The sequence below is a fragment of the Hominilimicola sp. genome, assembly GCF_046972485.1.
GTDB classification, from domain to species: domain Bacteria; phylum Bacillota; class Clostridia; order UBA1381; family UBA1381; genus Hominilimicola; species Hominilimicola fabiformis.
The window spans coordinates 1-12,139 of the sequence record NZ_JBKVWU010000063.1 but is presented as its reverse complement, the minus strand read 5'-3'; the positions used below and the strand labels follow the sequence as shown (position 1 = coordinate 12,139).

General features: G+C 36.4%; 9 protein-coding genes. All 9 read right to left on the bottom strand.

Annotated elements, in window-relative coordinates:
- Nucleotides 1–385: 385 nt before the first annotated feature.
- Nucleotides 386–1,132 carry a hypothetical protein gene (locus ACLTU0_RS07660; protein WP_412321910.1) on the bottom strand — a complete coding sequence of 249 codons (747 nt, stop codon included), beginning with the start codon at nucleotides 1,130–1,132 and terminating at the stop codon, nucleotides 386–388.
- 72 nt (nucleotides 1,133–1,204) lie between these two features.
- Entirely contained in the window at nucleotides 1,205–6,256 is a 5,052-nt protein-coding gene (locus ACLTU0_RS07655; protein WP_412321908.1) for an S-layer homology domain-containing protein, read from the bottom strand.
- Between the two features lie 103 nt (nucleotides 6,257–6,359).
- Nucleotides 6,360–6,992, bottom strand: a complete 633-nt coding sequence (locus ACLTU0_RS07650; protein WP_412321906.1) for a PcfB family protein — start codon at nucleotides 6,990–6,992, stop codon at nucleotides 6,360–6,362.
- Nucleotides 6,967–8,328 (bottom strand): relaxase/mobilization nuclease domain-containing protein, encoded by a 1,362-nt coding sequence (locus ACLTU0_RS07645; RefSeq protein ID WP_412321905.1) that lies wholly within the window; start codon nucleotides 8,326–8,328, stop codon nucleotides 6,967–6,969. The genes ACLTU0_RS07650 and ACLTU0_RS07645 overlap by 26 nt, the downstream gene beginning before the upstream one ends.
- On the bottom strand, nucleotides 8,328–8,630 hold the full coding sequence (locus ACLTU0_RS07640) for a plasmid mobilization protein (protein WP_412321903.1): 303 nt from the start codon (nucleotides 8,628–8,630) through the stop codon (nucleotides 8,328–8,330). Before ACLTU0_RS07640 ends, ACLTU0_RS07645 begins: the two co-directional genes overlap by 1 nt.
- Nucleotides 8,631–8,739: 109 nt before the next feature.
- A complete protein-coding gene (locus tag ACLTU0_RS07635) occupies nucleotides 8,740–8,982 on the bottom strand; it encodes a hypothetical protein (RefSeq protein WP_412321902.1) in 243 nt (80 codons plus the stop codon).
- Nucleotides 8,983–9,168: 186 nt separating this feature from the next.
- Nucleotides 9,169–9,528 carry a hypothetical protein gene (locus ACLTU0_RS07630; RefSeq protein WP_412321901.1) on the bottom strand — a complete coding sequence of 120 codons (360 nt, stop codon included), beginning with the start codon at nucleotides 9,526–9,528 and terminating at the stop codon, nucleotides 9,169–9,171.
- A 4-nt stretch (nucleotides 9,529–9,532) separates the two neighbouring features.
- Nucleotides 9,533–10,453 carry a ParM/StbA family protein gene (locus tag ACLTU0_RS07625; RefSeq protein WP_412321899.1) on the bottom strand — a complete coding sequence of 307 codons (921 nt, stop codon included), beginning with the start codon at nucleotides 10,451–10,453 and terminating at the stop codon, nucleotides 9,533–9,535.
- A 38-nt stretch (nucleotides 10,454–10,491) separates the two neighbouring features.
- Nucleotides 10,492–12,021: a helicase-related protein gene (locus tag ACLTU0_RS07620; RefSeq protein WP_412321898.1), complete on the bottom strand. Its 1,530-nt coding sequence runs from the start codon at nucleotides 12,019–12,021 to the stop codon at nucleotides 10,492–10,494.
- Nucleotides 12,022–12,139 lie beyond the last annotated feature (118 nt).

Here is a 12,139-nt window from a genome sequence, read left to right as displayed (position 1 = left end):
AACCGACCTCCCAATAGTTAGATTTTTGGTCTAACTTTTGGGGGTCGGTTCATTTATACTATACTCGTTTAAATGTAAATATAACGGTTGATTAAGGCTGGCGGTTAAAAGCGGGAGCATATCAAATAGTTTTAATTTCGTACTGTAACACATTGCAACCTTTAACGCCAACCATATTACAATAGGGATAAGTAGTATAAACATAATTATCATATTTTTCTTGTTGTCTTGTCTGTTCAACTGCTATCACATCTCTTTATGTGTAAATTTCGCATACTCATCAATTCCTTTCAATACAAAAAAAGAAACAACAATTAATGTTGCTCCCTTAATTTTGTTATTTTACTTACTTTATGTATAATTATATGCTCAATAAACCATACTTTTATTTTGATTTCGAATAATCTAATATCTTTGATATTTTTTTTGAAATGGCTAAATTCAAAAAATCTTGTTGACTTTTTTTGAACGCATTAAATTTTTCAGCCCATCGTTTTGTAATAGGAGATTGTCTAATAATTTCTGTTATTCCGTAATCATCAAACAATGATATTTTTTCAGATGTATAGAATTGATTGGTATAAGAGTCAAGTATATTCACAATACTATCTGTACAACTATTTGATAAGCGCGGAAATTCATTTAATGATATATAAAATTCATTTGATGAAACAATATCATAAATCTGACATTTTAAGATATTGTAGTCTGGCGGATAGTCATCTGCTACAACTTCTCCTTCAAAATCCGTTAATACACAAGGTTTGGGGTTTATACCATTTTTCTTTAATGTATCTTCATAATATAACATTATAGAATCGGTGTCTGCTTTTTCTTTTTCATATCTGCTTATATCTTTATAACTATTTATTAATCTTAATAGTTTGTTGCGTTCGTTTTTATTAAGATAGCGAATTGAGTAATTAGACATAATTTCACAAAGTTTTTCGTAATCTTCGCTTGAGTATTTATTGTGATTTAATATTTGAATAACTGGAAAAACAACTGTCATAAGTACATTTTCTCTATTTGCTTTATCATAATATTTTTTTGAAAGCAAAAATGATATAAATGATGAAATAAATATCGCCATTGCATTGTTATATATCCATTCAAAAATTGATTGTAGCATATAATACTTTCCTCCAGAAACTTTAATTTATCTATTAAATAGATTATACCAAAGACATCTCAGAAAAGCAATCTATATGAATTGCTTTTCTATGAGTGTATCAAATTTTATCCAAGTTTCTGCCTTTGAAAAAGGAACGGTTTTATGAGTATTTGCGGATTCGTTTACCTCAAAGAAGTACCACTTACTACTGTCGGTTACATCAGTAAAGCGATTAAGTTTTGTGAAATTATCCTTTACAAATTCCTTATCCGCAGTCCTTCCTGTTGCACGATTAACAACTGTAACAACCTCTGCACGCGTAATCTTATTATCACCACGGAACGAGCCATCACTATATCCATTGAGCCAACCAATATTTTTTGCATATGCAATATCGTCATATGCCCAATAATTTTTATTTACATCTGTATATTTTACAGTATAGCCGTCTTTATTAACATCGTTGAACAGTGAATAATAGCGTACAGACATAGAAACAAATTCTGCTCTTGTAACAGGTGCGTCAGGTTTAAATGTACCGTCGTTATATCCCTCAATAATCTTGTATTTTTCAAGATAACCGATATAGTCTGCATACCAACCGTTTTTGTCAGTATCCTTAAATGACGATTTACCGCTTATTGTTTCGCCTTTTTCTTCCGAGATAAGACGGGCAAATATAGCAGCCGCTTCGGCTCTTGACATATCGTCGTCAGGGAGGAATGTTCCGTCTGGATAGCCAACAATATATGATTTATGCTCCGACAACGGCATAATAACTTGACCGTTTGTATCGGTTTTACCGTTCACGGAATTAGTTTTGTCTTTGAGAGTAACATCAATATTCGGTGCAACTTTGCCGTTTTTGTCGGTTACAGTAATGGTGTAATAATTATCGTCAAGCGTATTGCCATTCGGAAGTGTTAAAGTGATTTTATCATCTTTTATTGTCTTATTGACATTTATGATTTTACCATCTTTGTCGATTACTTTGACAATATATGATGGTCTGACATAGCTGCTGCCGCCACTTCCTCCTGAAGATGAGCCGCCACCACTTGTTGAAGTCTTAACCGGTACGGTGATTTTTCCGTTTTCGTCCGTGGCTTTTGTTGCGGTTTTGTTGTTCTTGTCAGTAACAGTGATATTAATATCCTTAACAGGTGCATTATCTTTGTCGGTTACTGTTACAGTAGTCTGATTTGTTGTATCAAGCACATTTCCATCGGGAAGTATAATGCTGATTTTACCGCCTTTTATTTTTACAACGGCATTTTCAATCTTAGTCTTTGTGTCCTCGACAACAATATTATATGTTTTTTCGTCCTCGATTACTTGTGCATATCCGTTTCGGTCAGTAATATCAGTATCTGAAACAGGCACAACCGCAATACCGTTAATGTTTGTAATATCGGAAGCAGTATTTTTTGCTGCGTCTGTTACGTTTACCGTGATACCTTTGATTGCTGTTTCATTATCTGCATTTATAACCTTAACGTATATTTTGTTTTCTGGATTGAGTGTTTTATTTGTCGGTAATTCTATTTCAATATTACCGTTTTCAAGCAACTTAATAAGTCCAAATTCTGAAATTACACCATCATTATCCCATACGAATACCTTGTACTTGTAGTTTTTATTCTGTACTACCGAGCCGTCACCAATATTCGGAGTAGGAGTAGGCTCATTAGGCTTGTCTGTTTTTGTCGGATTGTCAGGTAACACAGGCGTTTTTGTTTCGCTCGGTTTATCTGTTTCGTTAGGCTTGCTGCTTGGTGTCGGTGTTACACCCGGCAATGGTGTAGCATTTGTATCAGGTGTTGGAGTAGCAGTAGGCTTTGATATAGGAGCTTCATTAAGCGGTGGTACTATAACAATTCCGTCCTTGTCCGTCACTTCTGTTCTTATGCCACTTCCGTCCTTATTATAGACTGTTACTTTCCAATCCTCAACAGGTGTTCCGTCTGTTTTTGTTACTTTAACAGTAGTACGGTTATAGTAATCAATTACTTTTCCGTCAGGTAGGCATACGAGTACAGCGTTATCATCTACTACAAGTGTTATAAGGGCATTTTTTATAAAGCCTTGTTCATCTGATACAACAACTGTATAATCATATATTTTATCGCCCTTAATTTCTCCGACATCGGCATTACCATTGTCATCTGTAATATCGCTATTAGATATAGGAAGTGTAAGTTGACCTTTGATATTTGTATATCCGCTTTCAATAAAATCATTATCGCCTACAACCTGTACGCGTAGTCTGTTTATAGGCTCACCTTTTTCATTTACTACTGTAATCGTCACACGATTATCATTGTTAAAGGCTGTGTTTGTCGGAAGTTTAACATCAATAGAGTAGTTATCACCGACAGTCACATAGCAATTCGGGATAAGTTCGCCGTTTTTATCAGTAACAATTACAACATAGGTCTTGTCCTTATCTGCAACAGTGCCGTTTGTATTGCCTGTTGATGAATTTGTGTTCGGTACTGAGAGCTGACCGTTAGCGTCTGTTCTGCCTGTTGCTGCGTTATTCATTGTATCACTTATAAATATGTTCAGATTTTCCGCAGGTTGTTGTGTTTCAGTATATGTCACTGTAATTGTCGTTATATCCTCTGCCGACAGTAAACGTCCATTGGGAAGTTTGATTGTAAGATTATCGTTTGTGTCAATGCTGATTTCACTGTTGAAAATAGGTTTATTATTTTTGTCGGTAATCAAAATGTTATAATCTCCGACACGAGAATGACCGTCCTCATCAGAATTATCATTGTTAGGTAGCTTTGGGATTTCGACTGTGTTTATAACCGTACCGCAGATTACACACTCAATATGCTTTTTGCCGTTTTGTTCTATTGTCGCAGGAGTATCGATTATCCAATCTGACAGTTTATGTCCTGTTGCCTCAATATAATCTGACTTGTGTGTTTCACCACAATTTTTGCAAGTGTAGGTAGTATATCCGAGTTCCGTACAAGTTGGTGCGGTTACATCTGATATATAGTTATGTTTTGTCGGTTGTTGTTCATCACCGATATATTCTTTGCCACAATCAGAGCAAGTATATATTGTATAGCCTTGTGATGTACATGTCGGCTCTACCGTTTTCTTATTGTAATTATGCGGCAATACCTCTGTATAGTCACTTACATAATTCTCGCCACAATCTGCACAAGTATATGTTGTATATCCCATAGTAGTACAAGTCGGTGCGGTTACATCTGCAATATAATTATGTGCTAATTTGTCGGTATAATCGCTTACATAACTATCTTTACAATCTACACAAGTGTATGTTGTATATCCCATAGTAGTACAAGTCGGAGCAGTTACAGTCGATTTGTAATTATGTGATGTTTTATCTGTGTAATTGCCTATATATGAGTTATCGCAATTTTCACAAGAATAAGTCGTATATCCCATAGTGGTACAAGTCGGCTTGGTTACAGTTTCAGAATATGAATGTCCTTTCGGTAATTCTAAAATCGCATTGCAGTTCTCACAAATTTGCGGTTGCGTACAAGTAGCCGCAGCACCCGGTGTGTGTCCGTTTGCACTGACAGCCTTTATCATCTTTTCATCACACTGTTTACAATCATATTCCATAACGCCGTCGCTTTCACACGTCGAATTTGTTATAATATGTCCTTCGTCCCATTGGTGACCGCTTGGCTCAGTATAATCAGAAATATAGGTATCATCACAATTTCTGCATTTATATGTTGTAAAGCCTTTTGCTTTGCAGGTTGGTGCGGTTATCGTCGGTCTGTAATCGTGCTTTGCAATAGGTGTTAAATCTGAAATATATTTGAATCCGCAGTTAATGCAAATATGCTCTGTATATCCGTTTACTGTACAAGTAGCGGCAACAGTATTGGTCTGATACTTATGGTCTGTCATTGATGTATTTTCAGTGTAATAACTTCCGCAAGACTTACACGCGTGTAATTCCAAACCGCCCTGTTGGCAACTTGCGTCACGGATTACAATAGTATTATAATCGTGTCCTGTTGCAGGGGTGTAGTTTCTTTTTTGTAATGCTCCACACTCGTTACACTGAAAACGGTCATAGCCTAACTCTGTACACGTCGGACTTATCGTTTCAAGATAGCGATAATCGTGATTATGACCGTTGTTTGTATTGGATGACGAATTGTCGGATAATAGCCATACATAGCTGACGCCATTTTCAGTCATATTCTCGCCACCATAGCTATAATCAATTTCGTAGTATACAGGATAATATCCTGCGTCCGTATAATTCGGTGCAGAGGTTTTATTGCATTTATTCGCCTCTGTTCCGTAGCGGATACTTGTATGTACACCGTTTTCAGATAAATCGGCTACCGTTATACTGTGCGATTTTCCGTCTACATTACCGTAATAACTTTGTACTACTGATTTTGCAGCTATATATTCGTTTTTTGTATATCCGCAATCATTACAATCTGCCGTAATATGAAAACGCTGATTTCCCAATTCGCCGTAAATTATTTCGGCGAAATCGTGATTTTCCTGTTTTGAGGTTGTGCGTGTATATGTACCTTTGCAAAATTGACAATACTTTCCTTTCTTTGCGTCTGTTGTATGCGTTTTGCTATTGTACGGTGTATATGACGTATTATCAAAATCGATAAAAAAATTACTGTCGCACGGATTGATAGAATATACATCTTTGCCACACGAGTACGAATTAACTCCGTCAACGGAATTTATTGTACCGCAGTTTTGGCAAACTGATTTTGTCCAATGATAGCCGGTATAAAATGCGTCAACGCCCGGTGTTCCGTCATCAAGATTGCCTTTGCTCACTCCATCTATGCAAGTACCGTCTGAATAATAAACACCACGGTTCATTGCTGTTTCACCTGTACGCGTATATTCGGGTACGCGGTATGAAATATTTGTTGTAGGCATATCGCATATAGGGCAGAAAATAGTTCCCGTAGTTACTGTTGCGTTTATATCAAACTCACTTGCTCTGCCGTTCGCTTCAATCCATACATCGGCAGGGTCTACATATTCATTTGACTGTGCGGCAAAGCTGACTGACGGAATAAGGCTCATAATCATTCCTGCTGCCATTATGCTTGATAAAAATTTCTTGAGTTTGTTCTTAAATTTTATGTTCATTTGTAAATCCTCCATAAATTCTATATAGGTTTAATGATTTCTTACATAAAAATCGTCTTAAAATAAGTCGATACATCAATTCTATGAATACAACACATTGTCGTTATCTCTCTTTCTTGATTTTTGGTGCAGTACGCGTATGCTGACGAACAGGATTGCGTCCCGCTTGTTTCTTTGCCCGTTGTGCCTTAATGTTATTTATCTGATTTTTTACAGACGGTTTAGAATTGTTGCCCATTCGTTCCGTATCCCCGCGTTTTGTATATCTGCCGTCTGACGGATTTTCTTTCACGCGGGGTGCTGAGTTTTTTGATTGTGATTTATCTTGAGCTACTTCTGTATTCTCTTTATCGGGAGTATTTTCAATAGCGGGGGCAGCATAGCCGAGTTTTTCCATAATGTAATTTAATTTTGTTACATCTTCCTGTTTGGCGATAATATCGCAAATTCCCGTATCGTTAGTTTTATCTGATACTGCGGTAAACAGTACACCGTATTTTTTAGATTCTGTATTAAATGCTTTTAAGTCATTTTCTTTAATCTGCATAATACATAGCGGTTTTTCCGCTTTAAGCAGTTTTTTTAGACTTGTTTTACCTTGCAACTTATCGTCATTGAGGGCTATTATGATTGCGGCAAGATTTTTTGCACCGAGTGCCATTAGCTTTACGCTTGATTCGGTAATCTGAATACCCTCTTTTACCATTAAATCAGCGACTTCTCCACTTGAGTTCATTGTCTACTACCTCCTTTGTTCGAGATTGTTTTTCGTGTTTCATTGCTTGTGTCTGTAATTTCTGTGCCTGATTATACTTTTCTTTGACGCGGTTTGCGTCTGCAAATATTGCCTTGCACATTCTGACATCTGCACGGCAAATTTTGAGTGTGTCATTGATTTTAGAAATTTGTTGTATGATTTCCGCTTGTTCATTGGTTTTATCCCTTTCAGTGTATAATTTTTTTCGATTTCCCGTTAAGTCCTCAATCCGCTGTTCCTGCACGGTTTGATATTTCTGTAATTGCTCTGCATTTTCTATTCCGTGAATATATAAAAACTTAAACTGCTTTTGATAGCGTTCAAATTTGATGATTTCATCACGCATAAAAAATGACACCCTTTGAGGTGTCTGTTTTTTGCGGATTTTCTTAAACAAGTACAGGTAATGAAAATACAATGCTTGAAATCCTTTAAGTTTTTTTCGCGGTACTTTTTTAAGATTTCCGTTATATTTATATATTTTCTTTTGCTGTGATGGTGACATAGTACGGATACCGTTTCGCTCTGCTATAATACGTTCTTGTATTGCTTTTTCGGTATATTCATTGCCGAGTTTGTCAAGCCTTATCGGTCTTTTACCGAATGGGGGAATGATAGACGTATATTTTATATTGTTGCCTTTTCGATGTACAGTATATCCGCGTCGTTCGAGTTCCTTCCAGAATATTTGCATTGTGTATGATGATTTTATAATCTCATCAAGTTCTTCGCGTACTTGAGAACGGATTGTAGGCTTGCCATCATTTGATGATTTCCATTCCGCATAGTGCATACCTTTGTGAATTGGATTGTCTATGACGGATAGTTCATTTTCTATGCAAAGCCTGTCTGAAATTTTGCGGATTACATTATAATAGCTTTTAGGAGTAGAGCGAAATTTGCCGCCATCTAAAAATGAAACGGAATTTACAACTATATGATTATGTAGATGTTTGCGGTCAAGGTGCGTTCCTATAACTACCTCAAATCTATCACCGAAACATTCATTTGCAAATTGTACTCCAATACTATGTGCAAGTTCGGGTGTTACTTCTCCCGGACTAAAGGACTGTATATAGTGATAGGCAAGGACTTTATCCTCTTTACTGTATTTCCGTTTTGTAGCGGTCATTTCATCAAAGGCAGTTTCAACCGAAGTACAGTTTAAAACGCTTTCAAATATACGTTGTTCTGTCTTGTCGGGATTGGCGGCATAACCGATTAATCTTTCAAGTGAGGTTTTTTCTTCGTTAGCTGCATAATTTATTGCTCGGTGCAGTTTGTTTCGCACGGCATAAACTTTTACAATCGCCATCAGTTTTTGACCTCACGATATATTTCACCGAGCAAGTGCAGTATTTCGTCAAGCTGTGTTTGATTTATGCAGTTTTCCGAATTTACCTTTTTTGCAATCTGATTTATATTATTACCGATACGGTTTACTTCTCGTATAAGATTTACAATATTACTCGGCGGACGTGGACTTATATTAACTCCCATTATCAGCTTTCGTATAAACGGCTCCATTTTCAAACCTGCATTAGCAGCTTGACGTTGCAAATGATTTTTTTCATTATCGGTTAAGCGTATCAATATCGCTTGATTGCGTTTCCTCAATATTACCACCTTCAATCGTTGGGGTTTTAGGGGCGAAGCCACTAACAAGTTGCATTTTGGATAGCAAAATGCTATGCTTGCCCGTACCAAAGGCAAAGCCTTGACAGTATTATTGATTGTTCATATTTACAATATCAAAACTATTGCCGTTTCTGACCGCCATATATTCGCCATTGTCCGTACCGTTATTTGACTTACAGGAAAATAGTACAAACTGCGTATTTGCGTTGTTTGTATCAACAATATCACTGTTTAAATATGCGTGTGATATGAAATCTAATGCTTCCTGTGCCGTATTAGCCCTTATATTAAAAACCTTACTTGTAATTATTTCTGATTTATAGTTCTGCATTTTAACCACCTTTACATCATTTTGTATATTTTTAATATCAATCTTGATATCATTTTAACTGAATCTGATAGCACGAATTTTGTATTAATTTTTGATTAAATCAAATTATCTTGTTTTGCTTTCGATTTGCTATCATTTCAAGCTAATTTGATATCTTGTTTGACATCAAATGCGTATTTTTATATATCAATTATCATTACCGCATAAGTAATCCCAATCAACATCGGATATATTGCTTTCAGATTCGATATTATCTTCCGAATTTTTATCGGAATTAAAAACCTGTTTCAGAATTTCGCTTGATAATGCGTCCGCAATACATTTTTGTACAGCCTTACATATCTTATCAATCAGCTTGTTTTCCTGTTCGATTATTTTATTTTCGGTGCGTGTATTATCTTGTTCAATAAAGTAGACGACAGATTCTGCAATAAGTGCTGCATAGGACGGATATTTTTTCGTATCTCTGTGTTGGAGATATTCCCACGCCTTGTGCTGATTGATATTATTGTCGTTAAATCTGACAGAGCATTGATGTATGTCCATATTGTTATGACCTCCTATTTAACTGCATATATGCGAGGTATTCAAAACCTTTTGCGGCGGCACATATATCATCAATTATGATGACACGCTCTTTATCATAGTCTGCGAAATTCTTTACAATACAGCCGCCACCGCCGATTATATACAGTTTCATCAAGTCGGAGTTGTATTCATATTTGCGTAATGCTGCGAAAATATCTGTGGCATATTCCGTAGTGGTTTTATGAAGTATTTGCAGATATTTGTCCGAAACATCAGCTTTGCCGAAACGTAAATACTGTTCCACAATGCTATCATCAATTTTTACACCGTACATATCCATAACGGTATTTTTAATACGGATAACACATTGATTAACTCCGAGTTTTTCAGTCCACGATTTAATTTCGATAGGTTTTTTATTTTGAATGTATAGGATATTCATTGTACCGTTACCGATGTCGGCAAGAATATTTGTTCCCTTAAATTCGTGGATATGCTCAACAATAGCGGGGTAGCATTGCGGATAAATGCTGCACCCAACAAACTTAATATGAAAATCATTGCCGTTGTATCGGAAATCCACAAGCGTATTTTTCATAAGATATGCTTTGAAACTGTTACGCTGTGTGCGTACCCAAGTAATAGGTAAGCCTGTCGCAAGATAAACACTTGCAGTATATGTTCCTGTGCGTTGCAACTCGCGAGCAACTGCCATAAGGTTTAATATGTAAAAATCATCGTCAACAGATTTATCGGCAATAAATTCTTTGTGATTTTCACCGACACGGTAATACTTTCCGTTGTATTCAAGAGTATTGCCCTGAAATATAGGCTCGGTATCGTATACGGTAAGTCCTGTCGGCGTTACGGTATTAGCGGTTTTTATATTTCCATACCCTAAGTCCGTGCCGATAACTTTAAGTCCGTTTTCAAATTTTCTCATTTTTTATTCCACCTTTTATTGTAGAGTTTTTATCATAATCATCTTTCCATTGATACATTTTTTTGAGGTGTTTCATCGGGGATATCCATAATCTCACTGTGTTTTTTATCAACATTTAACAATGCGTCAAGTGCGGCAACACGCTTGATTTTACTTGCAAGCTCTGTTTCACGCGGAAATTCCTTTTTGCTCTCAACCTTTGCAATTTCAAATTGCTTTTTTGTTTCTATAAGAGTTTGCTCGCAATCCTTTTTTAATTTTGGAATGCTTGCAAGTGCGTTGTCGATACGTTGAATATTACCGAACACATCAGTACCAATTTCGAGTGTATATGACCGTGAATTTTGAAGTGTAAGCCTGTGCATTTTATACAACGAGTCAAACGATAAAATCATTTTAAAACCTCTGTATTCACCGATAATGGTAGGGTCGGTTGAAGTCATTGTTTTACACCGTTCTATAAGTGCCGCACCTGCTTTATCCTTTTCATAATAACCGACTCCGTCAATCGTCATAGTATTAAATGTATCTTCCTGTTTCGGGTGTTGCTTGACTACATTAATATCTTTTTCTGCACCTGCAATCTGTTCCGTAAGCCTTTGTATTTCCTTTGGATAGAATTTTATTACCTTATTTTCAAGGTCATAAATTTCACTCATAAAATTTGACTTCAATAGCTTTAATTTTGCTATTTCAGTATCAAGTTCCATCTTTTCCTTGATGTGTGGATTGCCTGTGGCAAGTGCCTTAATCTCGGCATACGATAAGGCGGTTTCGTCAATATCCTCTGCCATTCTGACAGGGGCTTTTGACGTCATTATTTGTGATATAAATTTTTGCTTGTTCTCAACAAGCTGATAACTGTAACTGTCAAATGTGTCTTTGGTGACATAACGGTAAATATGTACAGTATCGTTCGTATTGCCTTGACGGATAATTCTTCCGGCACGCTGCTCCAAGTCCGACGGTCGCCACGGGCAATCTATATCGTGTAATGCATATAATAGCGTTTGGGCATTTGTACCTGCACCCATTTTCTGCGTTGAGCCAAGTAGAATACGCACATCACCACTTCGCACTTTTGCAAACAATTCTTTTTTCTTCACATCGGTATCTGCATTATGTATGTATTCAATATCACTTTCGGGTACGCCCTTATCTATTAGTTTTTGTCGAATATCATCATACACATTAAACGTACCATCTTTTTTAGGTGTGGAAGTGTCGCAAAAAATAAGCTGCGTACCTTTGAAATCCGATGTTTTTTTCCATATATCGAAAACATTGTTTGCACAAACAGACAATTTTGTGCCTTCTTCATCAGGAAGCCTATCATTCATTAATCGTTGGTCAAGAGCAAGTTTACGTCCGTCATTTGTGATTTTTAACATATTATCAACAGTAGGGTCAACCTTATTGTTGCGGACATCTTCCGCACGTTCGCCGAGTTCGGCTACCATTTCACGTTGAATTTCGGTAGGCTCAACCGCTATATTATGATATTCCGCTTTTGGTACAGGTAATTTAAGCATATCCGCAGTCTGAATATCTGCAACCTCACGAAACATAGTCATAATTTCGGGGATATTAAAGAATTTTGCAAATCGAGTCTTTGCTCGATATCCCGTACCTTCGGGAACGAGTTTGTCAAGATGATTTTTGTAAGTTTTCTAAATTCAAATATTT

What these genes read in the sequence shown, in the direction of transcription:
- ACLTU0_RS07620 (WP_412321898.1), bottom strand. Translation starts at nt 12,021, where the DNA reads ATGTTTCGTGAGGTTGCAGATATTCAGACTGCGGATATGCTTAAATTA.
- ACLTU0_RS07645 (WP_412321905.1), bottom strand. Translation starts at nt 8,328, where the DNA reads ATGGCGATTGTAAAAGTTTATGCCGTGCGAAACAAACTGCACCGAGCA.
- ACLTU0_RS07635 (WP_412321902.1), bottom strand. Translation starts at nt 8,982, where the DNA reads ATGCAGAACTATAAATCAGAAATAATTACAAGTAAGGTTTTTAATATA.
- ACLTU0_RS07655 (WP_412321908.1), bottom strand. Translation starts at nt 6,256, where the DNA reads ATGAACATAAAATTTAAGAACAAACTCAAGAAATTTTTATCAAGCATA.
- ACLTU0_RS07630 (WP_412321901.1), bottom strand. Translation starts at nt 9,528, where the DNA reads ATGGACATACATCAATGCTCTGTCAGATTTAACGACAATAATATCAAT.
- ACLTU0_RS07625 (WP_412321899.1), bottom strand. Translation starts at nt 10,453, where the DNA reads ATGAGAAAATTTGAAAACGGACTTAAAGTTATCGGCACGGACTTAGGG.
- ACLTU0_RS07660 (WP_412321910.1), bottom strand. Translation starts at nt 1,132, where the DNA reads ATGCTACAATCAATTTTTGAATGGATATATAACAATGCAATGGCGATA.
- ACLTU0_RS07650 (WP_412321906.1), bottom strand. Translation starts at nt 6,992, where the DNA reads ATGAACTCAAGTGGAGAAGTCGCTGATTTAATGGTAAAAGAGGGTATT.